The organism is Variovorax sp. UMC13 (assembly GCF_014170375.1).
In the GTDB taxonomy this organism is placed as follows: Bacteria; Pseudomonadota; Gammaproteobacteria; order Burkholderiales; family Burkholderiaceae_C; genus Variovorax.
On sequence record NZ_LZZW01000015.1, the window covers coordinates 83,945 to 98,215 of the forward strand.

The 14,271-nt window shown below is 67.1% G+C and carries 13 protein-coding genes and 1 pseudogene; 7 read left to right on the top strand and 7 right to left on the bottom strand.

Annotation, left to right across the window (positions count from 1 at the left end; all coding sequences use genetic code 11):
- Positions 1 to 5 precede the first annotated feature (5 nt).
- On the top strand, positions 6 to 164 hold the full coding sequence (locus A9977_RS12505; protein WP_183025166.1) for a hypothetical protein: 159 nt from the start codon (positions 6 to 8) through the stop codon (positions 162 to 164).
- Here the strand turns inward: A9977_RS12505 and A9977_RS12510 are convergent.
- The 3 genes from A9977_RS12510 to A9977_RS12520 all read right to left on the bottom strand — a co-directional run bounded on the left by A9977_RS12510 (position 161) and on the right by A9977_RS12520 (position 3,863).
- Positions 161 to 1,783: an iron-containing redox enzyme family protein gene (locus tag A9977_RS12510; RefSeq protein WP_183025167.1), complete on the bottom strand. Its 1,623-nt coding sequence runs from the start codon at positions 1,781 to 1,783 to the stop codon at positions 161 to 163. The genes A9977_RS12505 and A9977_RS12510 overlap by 4 nt on opposite strands.
- 138 nt (positions 1,784 to 1,921) lie before the next feature.
- Positions 1,922 to 3,031: a TIGR03885 family FMN-dependent LLM class oxidoreductase gene (locus A9977_RS12515; RefSeq protein ID WP_220811718.1), complete on the bottom strand. Its 1,110-nt coding sequence runs from the start codon at positions 3,029 to 3,031 to the stop codon at positions 1,922 to 1,924.
- On the bottom strand, positions 2,937 to 3,863 hold the full coding sequence (locus tag A9977_RS12520; RefSeq protein ID WP_183025169.1) for an NAD(P)/FAD-dependent oxidoreductase: 927 nt from the start codon (positions 3,861 to 3,863) through the stop codon (positions 2,937 to 2,939). Before A9977_RS12520 ends, A9977_RS12515 begins: the two co-directional genes overlap by 95 nt.
- A gap of 196 nt (positions 3,864 to 4,059) precedes the next feature.
- Between A9977_RS12520 and A9977_RS34760 the strand changes: the two are divergent.
- Positions 4,060 to 4,841 (top strand): annotated as a pseudogene (locus tag A9977_RS34760) (ferritin-like domain-containing protein).
- A gap of 151 nt (positions 4,842 to 4,992) precedes the next feature.
- On the opposite strand, the gene A9977_RS12530 reads toward A9977_RS34760, so the two are convergent.
- Positions 4,993 to 5,697 (bottom strand): methyltransferase domain-containing protein, encoded by a 705-nt coding sequence (locus A9977_RS12530; RefSeq protein WP_220811720.1) that lies wholly within the window; start codon positions 5,695 to 5,697, stop codon positions 4,993 to 4,995.
- 177 nt (positions 5,698 to 5,874) lie between these two features.
- Between A9977_RS12530 and A9977_RS12535 the strand changes: the two genes are divergently transcribed.
- From A9977_RS12535 to A9977_RS12545, 3 genes are read left to right on the top strand one after another with little or no spacing between them, the layout of a single operon-like run.
- Positions 5,875 to 7,926 (top strand): S9 family peptidase, encoded by a 2,052-nt coding sequence (locus A9977_RS12535; protein ID WP_183025171.1) that lies wholly within the window; start codon positions 5,875 to 5,877, stop codon positions 7,924 to 7,926.
- 29 nt (positions 7,927 to 7,955) lie between these two features.
- Positions 7,956 to 8,366, top strand: a complete 411-nt coding sequence (locus tag A9977_RS12540) for a response regulator (RefSeq protein WP_183025172.1) — start codon at positions 7,956 to 7,958, stop codon at positions 8,364 to 8,366.
- Between the two features lie 55 nt (positions 8,367 to 8,421).
- On the top strand, positions 8,422 to 9,084 hold the full coding sequence (locus tag A9977_RS12545; RefSeq protein WP_183025173.1) for a class I SAM-dependent methyltransferase: 663 nt from the start codon (positions 8,422 to 8,424) through the stop codon (positions 9,082 to 9,084).
- Between the two features lie 27 nt (positions 9,085 to 9,111).
- Here the strand turns inward: A9977_RS12545 and A9977_RS12550 are convergent, their stop codons facing one another.
- From A9977_RS12550 to A9977_RS12560, 3 genes are all read right to left on the bottom strand, one after another.
- On the bottom strand, positions 9,112 to 9,369 hold the full coding sequence (locus A9977_RS12550) for a hypothetical protein (RefSeq protein WP_183025174.1): 258 nt from the start codon (positions 9,367 to 9,369) through the stop codon (positions 9,112 to 9,114).
- 248 nt (positions 9,370 to 9,617) lie between these two features.
- The gene (gene cyoB / locus A9977_RS12555; RefSeq protein WP_183025175.1) at positions 9,618 to 11,621 is read right to left on the bottom strand and encodes a cytochrome o ubiquinol oxidase subunit I; all 2,004 of its coding nucleotides are present in this window, start codon (positions 11,619 to 11,621) and stop codon (positions 9,618 to 9,620) included.
- A gap of 82 nt (positions 11,622 to 11,703) precedes the next feature.
- A complete protein-coding gene (locus A9977_RS12560) occupies positions 11,704 to 13,044 on the bottom strand; it encodes an NAD(P)/FAD-dependent oxidoreductase (RefSeq protein ID WP_220811721.1) in 1,341 nt (446 codons plus the stop codon).
- Between the two features lie 449 nt (positions 13,045 to 13,493).
- Here A9977_RS12560 and sdhC point away from each other — a divergent pair, with 449 nt between their 5' ends.
- Positions 13,494 to 13,919 carry a succinate dehydrogenase, cytochrome b556 subunit gene (gene sdhC, locus A9977_RS12565; RefSeq protein WP_183025177.1) on the top strand — a complete coding sequence of 142 codons (426 nt, stop codon included), beginning with the start codon at positions 13,494 to 13,496 and terminating at the stop codon, positions 13,917 to 13,919.
- Positions 13,916 to 14,251 carry a succinate dehydrogenase, hydrophobic membrane anchor protein gene (gene sdhD, locus A9977_RS12570; protein WP_183025178.1) on the top strand — a complete coding sequence of 112 codons (336 nt, stop codon included), beginning with the start codon at positions 13,916 to 13,918 and terminating at the stop codon, positions 14,249 to 14,251. Before sdhC ends, sdhD begins: the two co-directional genes overlap by 4 nt.
- Positions 14,252 to 14,271 lie beyond the last annotated feature (20 nt).

Here is a 14,271-nt window from a genome sequence, read left to right on the forward strand (position 1 = left end):
TCGTCATGAACAACGCTGCCTGGCTCCTTGTCGGAGGACTGCTGGGTTGGGGGCTGAGCTTCGCGCTGGCGTACTGGCGGGAAACTCGCCAGCCGGTGACCCTGCACATCCTGCTTGGCGCCGTCGTTGCCGGCATCGCCCAGTGGGCGGTGCGAGGGTTCTAGACCCGAGGCCCTTGCGGCGCATGAACGCCGTGCGCGGCGGAGCCGGAGAAACCGCCCCGCTCGGCATGGACCAGCGACTGCGTGGCATGGAGGCCCTCGGGCGTCCAATGGTGACCTGGAGAAAGTACATCGACCCCGGCTTCGGAGGCTGGCAGCGCATGCGTGCGCAGGCCGAGTGCCGGATTGTGGACCCCCTTGCGCTTCGAGGCCGGCGTGTGTGTCCGGAGGTCCAGCCTGGCCTGCGAACGAAAGCTTCGCGCGCGCGCGCCGCGCTCGGCAACGCTGGCGTCGAAGCGCAGCCCATCGGCGCTGTGGTCGCCGCGCAGCCAGTCGAAGATGACCTGCAGCTCGTAGTCGGTAAAGACACCGAACATCTCCGCACGCTCGCCCTGCAGCAACTGCCAGAAACGCGAGCCGCTCGGATCGGCACCCTTGACGATCCAGCCCTTGGCCTCCAGCGCGCCGAGAAAGGCGCCGACTGGTTCGCCGCCGCCGAGCCACTCGTTGACCGTGCGCCCGCCGATGCGGCAATAGTCTGAATGCGCCCCGGCGCCGGCGGCGGATTTGGCCGTGAAGATCCGCAGCACCTCGGCGTCCACATCGAAGGCCTTGATGGCCGCCGTGGTTCCCAGCCCCAGATCGTTGAGCCGATAGCCCGTGCGGACCCGGCGCCAATACCCGGCCGCGTCGCCATAGCGCGATGCATTGAGCGCTACCGCGTCGATCGCCTTCTTCGCATGGCCGCTGTCGGTGTTGTCCACGGTCACGTGCAGGGTGAAGTAATACGGGTCGATTCCGAGTTCGTCGAGTTCGAAGGCCGTGATGAGCAGGTGCAAGGGCAACTGCTCGTAGCCCAGATTGAAGCCGATCACTTCGGGCAGCATGCGCTGCGTCACCACGCCCAGGGCCAGCTGGATGGCCCCCTGCTCGAAGTACTCGTCGGGCAGATGGGCACCGCAAGTGAGCCCGTTCGCGTCGAGCAGCTTCTTGTACAGGAGCACATGGTTCTTGGTCTCGTCGCCGTTTCCGAGCTCTTCCAGATAGGTCTGCGCCAGTCCGCTCATCCGCGGATCGGCGCGATGCCGCAACGTGCCATAGAGCCACGACCCGTCGACCAGCTTGGTCGGCGCCACGCTCTGCAGGAAGTTCAAGGCGTGGGCGCGGTTCGAGAAATAGCGCCGCGGCGCCCCCTCCTTGCGGCTGGCCAGATAGGCCTGGTAGGCGCAGGTGGCCCGACGCGCCGAAGCTTCCATCCAGTCGGACAGGCCCGCAGGCGAGTCCGGGAGATCGTCGGGCTGCTGCGCCACCCTGTCGATCGCCTGGCCAAGCAGCAACTCCGCACGCCGGCGGGCCGCGTTCTTGTCGGCGCGGGGGTGGAGCAGCGAGTGATAGACATCACGGAACAGCGCCTGCGATGCGATCGCCGGGGCCGTGGAGGCCACGGCGGCGAGATAGCGGTCGTCCGAGCAGGCATAGCGCTGGGGGCCCGGCGTCGGCAAGTTGGCCTGCGCAGGAGCGGACGAAGCGCCGGATGCGACGGCCGAAAGAGGGACTGGCGACGAGGCGTTCGTCCGATCAGGGGGCGAGATAAAAGGCGTGGGTGAGGTTGCGGCTGTCATGCACCAAGAATCCACCTTCTGGACTTGGCCGGCTTCAGGATTCGGACCCTCTGCCTGTGGGACAGCGTGCCGGCGCGCCATGGGTCGCTGTACGACAGCCCCAATTGCGGCACGCCGGAAAACACCTTGCCCCCGGCGTCAGACTGTGCCGCGCAGCGCCGGCAGCACCTGCGCGCCGAACACGTCGATGAAGCCCTCCTGGTCGCGGCCCACCTGGTGCAGGTCGATGGCCTCGACGCCGAGTGCGGCACAAGCCTGTAGATGTGCGACGTGGGCCTGCGGATCGCTCGAGACGAAGACATGCGACTGCATCGCTTCGGCCGTCAGATGACGGGTGGCCGCATCGAAATCCTCCGGCTGGCGCAGCTCGGTGTTCGCGTCGCCTGGCGCCGCATTGAAGCGCCAGTTTTCATGCGCCTGCTGCAGCGCTTCGGCTTCCGACGGCGCCCAGCTCAGATCGACCTTGAGGAAGACGGGTTTGCCGCTGCCCCCGCCGCGCCGGAATGCGGCGATGGTGCTGCGCAGCGCTTCGACGTCACGCCCGACCGTCAGCAAGCCGTCGGCCCAGCCGCCCAGCCATTGAGCAGTGTCGGCACTGGTGGCAGCCCCGACCAGAAGCGGCGGCGTGGCCGGACGGCACCACAGCCGCGCGTCGCGCAGCATCGGGGGCCCTTCGGTCGTCACCCGTTCTCCGGCGAACAGGGCCTTGATGGCCATCGCGGCATTGAAGAGCCGCTGGTTGCGTCCGGCCTTCGGCGGCCATTCGGGGCCGGCCACGGCCTCGTTCACCGCTTCTCCGCTGCCCAGCGCCACCCACGGCAGGCGGCCGGGAAACATCGCGGCCAGCGTGGCGATGGCCTGCGCCAGCACCACCGGCTGGTAGCGCCACCCGCCCGGTACGGTGACCGTGCCGAAGTGCAGGCGTTCGGTCGCCTGCATCGCGGCCCCAAGCCATGACCAGGTGAAGGCGGATTCGCCTTGCGTGGGCGACCAAGGCTGCAGGTGGTCGGAACTGAAGGCGCCGTCGAAGCCGGCCTGTTCGGCGCGCTGCACCCAGCCCAACAGCGCTCGCGGCGGGAACTGCTCCTGTGAAACGTGATAGCTGTAGACCGTCATGCCAGCGCGCTGGCAAGGCGCATGCCGCCCGCTCGCTTCAAGCCTGCGCGCCCAGGCGCCGGTGGATGGTCGAAGCGGCAATGGCCGCACCGCCCGCGGCCACGGCGATCTGGTTGAGACCCTGCGCGACATCGCCGATCGCGTAGAGGCCGTCGACGTCGCTCGCATGGTGCGCATCCACCACCACGTAGCCGCTGTCATCGGTCGTCGCGCCGAGCGCACGGGCGAACTGCGCGTGCACATCGAGGCCGAGCGCGCAGTACAGCGCGTCGCGGCGCGTCTCGCGTTCGCCATGCACCACCGTGACCTGCCCGTTCCAATGGCGGATGCTGCGCACCGGCTCCTCGGGGCATACGATGCCGGCGCGGCCGAGGCGCAGACGCTCTTCGACGGAAAGCACCCCTGCCCCGCCTTCCATGAAGAGCACCAGATCGGCCGTGAAATGCCGCAGGTAGATCGCCTCGCCGACGCCGTGCGCCCCGTCGGCATAGACGCCGACGGCGCGGTCGATCACCTCGTAGGCGTCGCACACCGGGCAGTAGCGCAACGCGCCGGCACGCAACGCCTCCAGCACATGCGGCATCGCGGGAGGAATGTCGGTGGCGCCGGTGGCCAGCAACAGACATTTGCCGCGCGCAGAACCGCCCTTCCAGTGCACGGCGAAGCCATCCGGATCGTGCTGCACCCGCTGCGCCGTGGCGACGACCGAACGCACCGGGTATTGCCGCAGCTGCGTGCGCAGCGCCTCCAGCAGCGTGCTGCCCGCGATTCCGTCCACGAAGCCAGGATAGTTGTGGGACTGCGGGATCTTCGAGAGGCGGCTCTGGTTGGCGTCGATCAGCACTACCGAGCGGCGAAAGCGTGCGAGGTAGATCGCCGCGGTGAGTCCTGCCGGGCCGCCACCGACGATCACGACGTCGGCGGACGTTGCGGTCGGGGCTGTGTTGTCGTGGTCGGCTTCCATGCGTTTGATGTGACGGCGCCCCGACGTGGGGGCGCGCTTGTGCAATGCGTCGGCATGAGCAAGCGGCGTGCCGCAAAGCACCTCGGCATCGCTTCAGCGGCACTTTCCAAAACTGCACCTGGGCAATGGGACGACACCTACACGCGCGCTTGGGCACGGTTGCCAGCCTTGGCCTTTTCACCCGCCGGAGTACCCCATGCCCATCAAGTCGATCAACGATCTTTTCGTCCACGAAATTTCCGACACGTACAACGCAGAGGAGCAGACGACACGGTCGTTGCCGAAGCTCGCGCGTGCCGCGACCGACCCCGAACTCCAGAAGGCTTTCGAGGAGCATCCGGAGGAAACTCGCGGCCAGGGGGAGCGACTCGAACAGGTTGCAGAGCTGTGCGGCTTCAAGCGCAAGCGCATCAGGTGCGACGGCATGGAAGGTCTGTTGAAGAAGCCATGTCGCTGGTCGACCGGATCGGCGCCGGACCCATCCTCGATGCCGCGCTGACCGGCTCTGCGCAGAAGGCCGAGCACTACGAAATCGCAGGCTATACCTCGCTGTGCCTCCTGGCCGAGAAGCTCGGTCTCTCTGACGCGGTGCCGCTGCCGCAGGCGACGCTTGCGGAAGAACAGGCAACCGACCAGCGTCTCGGTCTGCTGCCCAGGCCACGCAGATCGAAGAAGCCGTCGGCTGAGGGACATCCACCCGGCGCAGGGCGGCGTTGCGGCGCGTTCCCCCCTGTTCCGCCCTCCGACCGAAGCGCGTTCCGCGTACCGCTGACGCGGGCGGTGAGCACATGGCTTGCCGCGGGCTGGGCAGCAATGCCCGCCCCCCCCACGGAGCCCGCGATGAACCCAGTGCCTCAGCCTGCCTGCCCGCACCTTCCCTGGAGCCCCGCGCACCGGGCCTTGCGCCTCCAGCGAATGCAGTTGCCGCAGCCTCGATGCGCACTCGGCCGTTTCGCCGACGGCGTGCGCGGTCACTAGCGCTGCAGCTCAGGCGATCGAGAATGTCCCGGCGACGTGGCGCGGCAGATCGTCTTCGCGCGAAAGGCGCGCGACAGGGGTGCTTCAATGACGCGCACACGCGAAGCGCCCGGAAAAATATGCAGCATCAAAAGCAGCGCCCCCCTCGCACTCAGGCACGGTTGCGCAACACCACCAGCCGCGAGAGTCCGAGCAGGTTCACCGGCTCCAGTGCAAGGACCCGCCAATCGTGCGCGAGGATCTGTTCCTCGTAGCGGAAGTCGGAACGAAAGCCGACATGCTCGGCGGCCGACCGCACTGCCCGCTCCAGCAGCCACCATGCCCGGCTGCCGCTGAAATGATTGAGCACCACGATGGTCCCGCCGGGCTTGCACACCCGCCGAATCTCGCGCACCAGCTCCGCCGGGCGCGGCGTGACCGACAGCACGTAAGGCACGGTGACGCAGTCGAAGCTCGCATCCGGAAAGCGCATGCACTCGGCGTCCATCTGCTCGATGCCGATGCGGTGGGTCGGCAGCCGGGCCGAACGTTCGCGCGCCCGAGCGAGCATGGCCTGCGACAGGTCGATGCCAACGATGTCCGCGGTCGACGGATACCCCGCCAACGCGAGCCCCGTGCCCACGCCCACCTCCAGCAAGGTCCCGGGCGCCAATGCGCGCACCACCGTCGTCATGCGGCGGCGGCCGGGCTCGAGCACTTGACCGAACATCAGGTCGTAGAGCGGTGCGAGTCGCGCATAGGTGCGTGCCACGCCCGATTCGGACCCCTCGGTGTCGGGCACCGACGCCACGGCTGTCGGCACGTCGGCGCCGGTATGGGCCTGCGTTTGCGCATCGCGCATGGCGTTCTCGTTCACTGGCATCGTCGCTGCTTCAAAAAGTGGGCGGGTCGGTCGCATGCGCAGCGCAAGCAAGCGGGATGCCCGGCGCGCGACGCGCAGCGGCCCATCGCGCGGCACCCCGTTTGCCTCGCTCTCGGACACAGGAGGCGTGTGCGTCGCCCTACCGACCCGGTTCTCTTCTCAGGAAACGAAATGCATCAACCATTCACCGTGCAGGACCTCTTCCTGCACCACAAGGTGACCGACCTTCATTGCGCACCTGGCCTCGATCTTGCCGCCTGCGCCGTACGATCGGCCGACAGCGAGAACGACAGTTACGTGTCCCGCATCTGGGCCTTCGCGCTCGACGGATCAATGGCCCGCCAGATGACACATGGGCCTGGACTTGACCAGGCGCCCTGCTGGTCCCCCACCGGCGATCGACTCGCTTTCCTGTCCAGCAGGGGCGGTGCCTCGCCGCAGGTCTTCCTGATGCAGCGCGACGGCGGCGAGGCGTGCCAGCTCGGCCGCTTCAGCGAATCCGTGACCCAAATGAAGTGGGCACCGCACGGGCGATCGCTGATGGTGTGTGCAGCGGTTCGGGTAGATCCTGAACTGCGCGGCAAGCCCTCATCTGCCCCGCCGCCCGAACGCAAGGCGTCCGCGCCTGAAATTGCCTGGCGGCTGCCCTACAAGGAAGACGGCATCGGCTACTTGCTGCAGCGGCAGATTCACCTGTTCTCGCTCGATGCGCGAAGCGGCGAGCATGCGCAGATCACGGACGGCGCATTCGACGTCATGGCCTTCGACATTTCTGCGGACGGCAAGCAGATCGCCTATTCGCGGTCGCGTGAAGGCCGATTTGCGCACGCCACCGACCTGTGGACCTGCGACGTCGAGGGCAAGCACCACCGGAGGCTGACGCGCGAACATGCCATCGTGATGCAGCCCGTCTGGTCGCCGGACGGCCGCTTCATCGCGTTCACCGGCGCCAAGGAAGACGGCGATGCAGAGCCCAAGCTGTGGCTGTTCGACGTCGCCACCGAAGAGGTCCGGATGCTGGGCGACGAATCCTTCGATGTCGCCGATCCGCAAGCGCTGAAATGGACGCGTGATGGCGCAGCCCTCATGTGCCCACGCGCTTGGCGAGGCCGCCACCAGATCGTGTCGATCTCTGTGCCCGGCGGCGACCTGAACGTCATCGCCGCAGGCGATCGGCAACTCGGCACCTTCGCGCTGACCGACAAGCACTTTGCCTATTCCATCGATCATCCTTCGCTGCCGAGCGAACTGTGGTCCTGCGCGCTGGACGGCAGCGGCCAGAGGCAGATCAGCGACCTGAATCCGTGGTGGAAGGAACGCACGCCCATCGAAGCCGAGATCCGCTCCTTCGAAGTGCCCGACGGCCACGGCGGCACCGAGATGGTCGAAGGCTGGCTGCTGCGGCAGCGGGGCGCCAATGGCCGGCAGCCGCTGCTCAACGACATGCACGGCGGACCGGCCAGCTACGCCCTGCTCGATTTCGACACCAACGTTTTCTGGCAGGTGCTGTGCGCGCGTGGATGGTCGGTGCTGGCATTGAACGCCGTCGGGTCCTCGAGCTACGGCCGCGAGTTCTGCCAGCGGCTGGCCGGGCATTGGGGCGAGTACGACCTGCCGCAACACGTCGCCGCCATCGAGCAACTGCAGCAGGAAGGCCTGGTGGACGAACGCGTCGCCTGCTCCGGGAAATCCTATGGCGGCTACCTGAGCGCGTGGGCCACCGGGCACACGGCGCTGTTCCGAGCGGCGGTGGTCATGGCGCCGGTGGGCAACATCGAAACCCACTATGGGACCTCGGACGGTGGCTACTATGCCGACCCCTACTACGTCGCCTCGGCGCCGCATTTCGATCGCGGCGTGGCGCGCGCGCTCTCGCCGCTGCATCACATCGAGAAGTCGCGCACGCCGACGCTGTTCCTTCAAGGCAAGGAAGACGAGCGCTGCCCCAAGTGCCAGTCCGAAGAATTGTTCGTGAGTCTTGCGCGCGCGGGAGACACGCCGGCCGAGCTCGTTCTCTATCCCGGTGAGTACCACGGGTTCCTGGGCACCGGCAACCCCTCGTGTCGGGAGGATGCCGCGGGCCGCATCATCGATTGGGTCTGTCGCTACAGCGTGCTGCCGGTCGAGCCGCTCGAGCCGGAGCGCTCGGAGGAGCCAGCGGGGTCTGCCCAAAGCAGGCGAGCGCAAGACCACGAACAAGAGGTGTCTCTGGCGCTGAAATGATCGAAGAGGCAAGGTTGAGCGCGCTACCCATGAAGGTTCTTCTGGTTGAAGACGATCACCTCCTGGCGGCGCAGCTGGGACAGGTCATCCGGGCGATGGAGGGTGCCGAGCTGGTCCACGCCGCCGTGAACGACCGCGACGCATGCGACTGGATCGCTGCTCATCCCGACGGTTGGGACCTGGCGCTGGTCGACGTTTTCCTTGCCGCCGGACATGGCTTCAAAGTGCTTCGGCAATGCGCCGACCGATCGCCGCGACAGCGCGTGGTGCTGATGTCCAGCTATACCCGCGAACCGATGCGCCAGCGCGCGCTGGAAGCGGGGGCGGATGCGTTCTTCGACAAGACCGAACCGGAGAGACTTATCGACTTCTGCATCGATCTCCTCAAGAGTCGGCGCACGGCTTCCGCCGAAGACAAGGCCGACCCAAGCGATCGATGAGCGACCGGCGCGCCTCTGCGGCCCGCCTGGGCACGGGGCTTGCCGCAGGGAGCGCATGAAGAACACTCCGATTTCGCGTGAATCCAGCCCCATGCTTACGGTCTCCGCCTGGGGCCAGGGCCGGAACCTGCGCGCCTACTTCGACGGCCTGTACGCCACGCGCGACCCGTACGGCACGGCGCATCGATGGTACGAACAACGCAAGCGGAACATTTTGCTGAGTTCGCTGCCGCATCCCACCTACGAGCAGGTGTTCGAACCGGCTTGCGGTACCGGGGAGCTGACGCGCGAGCTCGCAGCCCGGTCATCGCATGTGCTGGCGAGCGACTTCTGCGAGCACGCGGTGGCGCAGGCGCGTGGGCGGCTGCAGATGTTCGACAACGTGAGCTTCGGCAACCACCGCATCCCTGCGCAGTGGCCGGCAAGCGACCCGTCGTTCGATCTGATCGTCGTGAGCGAGGTCTGTTCTTTCCTCCACCCTACCGAGATCCAGGACGTTGCGCAACGCTGCGCGGAGTCCATGGCGCCCGATGGCGTTCTGGTGATCTGCGACTGGCGTTGGCCCTTCGACGCGCGTGTCACGGACGCCGATGAAGCGCACAAGATGTTCGATGACTTGCCGCTCCATCCCCTGGTCCAGCATGCAGAGGAAGACTTCCTGTTGAGCGTGTGGAGCAACGACCCCCGTTCGGTGGCCCGGCGGGAGTCGCTTGTCTGACCGCCTGCGCGCGGCCTGCACCACCGCTCAGCCGTCGACCTTCGTTGAGCGGAAATAGGGCTGAGACGACTCCATGAAGGCGTGGTGCAGCCGCGCCAGTTCGAGTGCCTGCGCCTGCGCCTCTGCGCGCCCCTCTGCAGCGCCGTTGCGCATGGCGTTCACGGCGGCTTCGAAACGCACGGTGGCGGCTTTCCACGCCTCGTAGCGCGCGTGAAATTCGCGCCAGTCCAGCGCGTCTTCGGCGCGCGGCCCCTCCAGCGGCGTCTCGCCTCCCGCGGCCTGCACTTCCCAGGGACTGAATTGGACGTTCGGCCCTTCGATGAAGTTGTCTGCGGCGCGCTTGAGATCGGATGCGGACGGCGCGGCCTCCGCGGGCTCGATGCGGCCCGCGGCGTCCTAAGGGTCGGTGTGCTTCATGGAAAGAGGTCCTCCAAGATCAGTGAGGGTTGTTCAACCGCAGCCCGCGCACGCCTGCCAGGAATTGCGCGACCCGTGCGGGCGTACCGAGAGATTTCGAATGGGTCCCGCATCGCTCATTGCGGACCGACCATGAGCCGCGTGCGCGCGTGCTCGGCGCTCGCCACGTCTTCGGCAGGAATCCAGGTGTCCCGCTGATAGTCGAAGGTATGCACGACGGCAACGACCAGCAAGCCGACGAAGGACAACGCCGCCAGCACCCACATGTACCAGATCAACGCAAAGCCGCACAGCGTGGAGAGGCCCGCCACGGCCACGCCCGCCCAGGTGTTGCGCGGCATGTGAATCGGCCGATAGCCCTGAAGCGGGCGCGCGTAGCCTCCCTTCTTCATGTCGTGCCAGGCGTCGAGCTCGTGCACACGCGGCGTGAACGCGAAGTTGTAGGGCGGCGGCGGCGATGCGGTGGACCATTCGAGCGTGCGGCCGTCCCACGGATCGCCCGTGAGGTCGACGAGCGACGCGCGCCGGCGGAAGCTCACGTACATCTGCACCAGGAAGCAGGCGATGCCCAGCGCGATCAAGCCCGTGCCGAACGCCGAGATTCGGAACCAGATCTCGACGGCCGGGTCCTCGAAGCGGCTCATGCGGCGCGTGACGCCCATCAGTCCGAGCACGTAGCCCGGCATGATCGCGAGGTAGAAACCGACGACCCACAGCCAGAACGAGCACTTGCCCCAGAATGACTCGAGCCTGTAGCCGAAAGCTTTCGGAAACCAGTAGTTCATGCCGGCGAACAGGCCGAAGAGCACCCCGCCGATGATCACGTTGTGGAAGTGCGAGACCAGGAAGAGGCTGTTGTGCAGCACGAAGTCCGCCGGCGGCACCGCCAGCAGCACACCCGTCATGCCGCCGATCACGAAAGTCACCATGAAGGCCACGGTCCACATCATCGGCAGCTCGAAGCGGATGCGGCCGCGGTACATGGTGAAGAGCCAGTTGAATATCTTCGCACCGGTCGGGATCGAGATGATCATGGTGGTGATGCCGAAGAAGGAGTTGACGCTCGCACCCGAGCCCATTGTGAAGAAGTGGTGGAGCCACACGAGGTACGACAGGACCGTGATCACCACAGTGGCGTAGACCATCGACGCATAGCCGAAGAGCCGCTTGCCCGTGAAGGTCGAGACCACCTCGGAGTAGATGCCGAAAGCGGGCAGGATGAGGATGTAGACCTCCGGATGGCCCCATATCCAGATGAGGTTGATGTACATCATGGGATTTCCGCCGAAGTCGCTGGTGAAGAAGTTGGTGCCGACGTAGCGGTCCATCGCCAGCAGTCCCAGCACCGCGGTCAGCACCGGAAAGGCGGCGACGATCAACACGTTGGTGCACAGCGCGGTCCAGGTGAAGATCGGCATCTTCATCAGGTTCATGCCAGGTGCGCGCATCTTGATGATCGTCGCGATCAGGTTGATACCCGACAGCAGCGTGCCGACGCCCGCGATCTGCAGCGACCAGATGTAGTAATCCACCCCCACGCCGGGGCTGAAGTCGAGGTTCGACAGAGGCGGATAGGCGAGCCAGCCGGTGCGCGCGAACTCGCCGACGAAGAGCGACATCATCACCAGCACGGCGCCGCCCACGGTCATCCAGAAGCTGAGGTTGTTGAGATACGGAAAGGCCACGTCGCGCGCGCCGATCTGCAGCGGCACCACGTAGTTCATCAAGCCGGTGACGAGCGGCATCGACACGAAGAAGATCATGATGACGCCGTGCGCCGTAAAGATCTGGTCGTAGTGGTGCGGCGGCAGATAGCCTTCTGCGCCGCCCACGGCGATGGCCTGCTGGAGCCGCAGCATGACGGCGTCGGCGAAGCCGCGCAGCAGCATCACCAGCCCGAGCACCATGTACATGATCCCGATCCTCTTGTGGTCGATGCTGGTGAACCAGTCTCGCCAGAGCCGCCCCCACAGTCCGAAGTATGTGATGGCCCCCAGCAGCGCTGCGCCTATGAGGGCGACCATCGCGAAGGTGTAGAGCAGGATGGGTTCGTGAAATGGAATGGCGCTGGCGTCGAGCCGCCCGAGGAGGAGCGAAGTGGAGGGGCTGGGGTCGGTCATCTGGGGTGCCTGGCGAGATCGCGCGCGAAGATGCGCAGCCACCCGCCGTGGCAATCCGTGTGCCTGCTCGGGTCGGGCACCGTCAATGCAGCTTGAGTTCCGGCTGGTAGGTACGCCCCAGCCAGTCGCTCAGCAGGCGTGCCAGCGCGCCCCGCCATCCGTGGATGGCCAGCTCGTGCCTGCGGTAGAGCGCGGCGTACACCAGCCTTGCGCTCAGGCCTTGAACGTACTGGTCCCGACTGTGGCGGCCGAAGCGCGTGGTGAGATTGCCCGCAGCGCCACGGTCGCCGAGGGACACGATGGCGCCGGCGCTCTCGAAGCGGAAAGGCGCCACGGCCTGCCCCGCTGCGCGGGCCTTCAGCGCTGCCGCGAGATAGCGAGCCTGGGCCGACGCGATCTGTGCCGTGTAGGGCGCAGGCCGCCCATCGGCGGGGTCGACCCATTCGGCGCAGTCGCCGATGGCATAGATGTCCGGCAGTCCTGCGCAGCGCAGTTCGGCATCGACCTGCACCCGGCACGAGCGCGTGCGCGGCAGGCTCGGCATCTGCTCGAACACACGCGGCCCGCGGATGCCGGCGGTCCAGATGCGAAGCTGCGCATCGATGCGGCGCCCGCTCTGAAGCTGCACGCCCTGTGCGTCGATACCGGCGACGCGTTCGCCGAGGACGAGGTCGACCTGCCGTGCCTGGAGCGCGCGGGCCGCATAGACCGATACCTCGGACGGATTGGCGCTCAGCAGGCGGTCCGCGGCTTCGACCACCGTGAGCTGCACCTTCGAGCGTTCCAGCGTCGGCTCGTGCACCCAGAGCGCATCGATCGCGTGATTGATCTCGGCCGCCAACTCGACGCCGGTGGCGCCGCCGCCGATGACCACCACAGACAGCCGGTCCTGCTCGCCCCGAGCGACACGAAAGGCGCCCACCAGGAGGGCGTCGCGAATCTGCACGGCCTGGTCGGTGTTGTTGAGGAAGAGGCAATGCTCGCGCGCGCCTGGCGTTCCGAAGTCGTTCTCCTCGCTGCCCAACGCCAGCACCAGCCGGGCGTAGGAAATCGTGCGCTCGGGAAGAACGTCTTCGCCGTCGGGTCCGAGCAGCGGCGCCAGTGTCATCGTGTGGCCGACTGGGTCGACCTGTTGAATGTCACCGATCTCGAACCGGTAGCCGTGGGCGGTCGCATGGCCAAGGAACGAGCTCTCGGCAGCGACCGGGCTCTGCATCGCGGTGGCGATCTCGTGCAGCCGCGGCTTCCAGATATGGCCCAGGGCGCGGTCCACCAGCACGACCGACGGGGGATCGCCGTTTCGGCTTTTCTCGCGCGCTTGTCTGCTCAGGCGCGTGACGAGTTCCAGTCCTCCCGCGCCGCCGCCCACTACCACCGTGGGTCCGTCGCGCCAACGCGTCGCGGGTTCTGTGTAGGTCTCCAAGGCTTGGGGCTGGGTGGAACCATCGGAAGGCGCGGTGGGCTCGGTGAACATACGCCGCACGATGGCAAACCACGTTCCCGGCGGGCACGCGTGGTAAGCACGACACGCGTGGCATGGCATGCGCGGGAACGGCGATTGCCCGCCGGTGCGGATCACCTTCAGAAGATGCACATGGCGATATCCACAGAAACGTCCAATTCCGCGGCGGGCCCTTCCAGCGCCGGCGCCACCGGGTCGCATCCGGGGGCGGGACCCGCAACAGGAGGCCGTCAAGACGCCCGACGGCGTCGAGTTCCTGCATGCGGGGAGCGGCAACTCGCTGGGCAGCGCCTGACCGCCGGCGGCCAGTCCAACATCGCGTCGCGTGACGCACTGCCCGACACCAACGCCGAGGACGAACGGGAGGCCAAGGGCCGCAGCGCCGGCGAAGGCGGCTCCGAAGCACACCCATGACCGAAGGCGCGGTCGACCCACTACAGCCACCGCGCCAGGACGAGCGGCCGGTCTTCCTCAACCCGCTGAAAGTCCACCTGCCGGTCACGGCGACGGTGTCTCTGGGTCACCGCATCTCCGGACTGCTGCTGGTCCTGGTGTTGCCGCTGGTGGCCTACCTTCTGCACCGAAGCCTCGCCGCGGACGCCGACCTGAGCGGCTGGGCGTCCGCGTTGCGGAGCTGGCCCGGCCGCTTCGTCCTGCTGCTGTTGACATGGGCAGCGGTGCACCACACCGCTGCGGGCGTGCGGCACCTTCTGTTCGATGCGGGCTACGGCAACCGCTACCGCCAGGCCCGGCGCACCGCCTGGACAGTGCACGGGATCGCGATCGCGGTCACCCTGCTGGCGCTGGTGGCCATGGTGTGGGGAGCCGTGCGATGAAAGCCGTCCACGGCGCCGTGCGCAGTTGGGCGCTTCAGCGCGCCACGGCGGTGCTTGCCCTGGCACTCTTGCTGTACTTCCTTCTGCATCTTGCGCTCGCCCCACCTGCCACGCAGGCCGAGTGGCGCGCGTGGCTGCTGGCGCCGGCGATGCGCCTGGCGATGCTGCTGTTCTTCATCGCGGTCGCGCTGCATGCGTGGGTTGGCGTGCGCGACGTGATCCTCGACTACATCAAACCTCTCGGCCTTCGGCTGGGCGCCCTGCTGCTGCTGGCGCTCTGGCTGGCCGGCACCGTCGGCTGGGTGGGTCTCTCGCTTTCTCCGGCGGCGTGATGCCGCGCAACACCAGGAAC

Excerpts from the sequence above, each read along its gene's own strand:
- sdhD (WP_183025178.1), top strand. The coding sequence starts at position 13,916 with ATGAAAGCCGTCCACGGCGCCGTGCGCAGTTGGGCGCTTCAGCGCGCC.
- A9977_RS12545 (WP_183025173.1), top strand. The coding sequence starts at position 8,422 with ATGAAGAACACTCCGATTTCGCGTGAATCCAGCCCCATGCTTACGGTC.
- A9977_RS12540 (WP_183025172.1), top strand. The coding sequence starts at position 7,956 with ATGAAGGTTCTTCTGGTTGAAGACGATCACCTCCTGGCGGCGCAGCTG.
- cyoB (WP_183025175.1), bottom strand. The coding sequence starts at position 11,621 with ATGACCGACCCCAGCCCCTCCACTTCGCTCCTCCTCGGGCGGCTCGAC.
- A9977_RS12515 (WP_220811718.1), bottom strand. The coding sequence starts at position 3,031 with ATGTCGCGCAGGGTCTCAACCAGATCGCCGTGGCCGCGGGCGGTGCGG.
- A9977_RS12505 (WP_183025166.1), top strand. The coding sequence starts at position 6 with ATGAACAACGCTGCCTGGCTCCTTGTCGGAGGACTGCTGGGTTGGGGG.
- sdhC (WP_183025177.1), top strand. The coding sequence starts at position 13,494 with ATGACCGAAGGCGCGGTCGACCCACTACAGCCACCGCGCCAGGACGAG.
- A9977_RS12510 (WP_183025167.1), bottom strand. The coding sequence starts at position 1,783 with ATGACAGCCGCAACCTCACCCACGCCTTTTATCTCGCCCCCTGATCGG.
- A9977_RS12535 (WP_183025171.1), top strand. The coding sequence starts at position 5,875 with ATGCATCAACCATTCACCGTGCAGGACCTCTTCCTGCACCACAAGGTG.
- A9977_RS12520 (WP_183025169.1), bottom strand. The coding sequence starts at position 3,863 with ATGGAAGCCGACCACGACAACACAGCCCCGACCGCAACGTCCGCCGAC.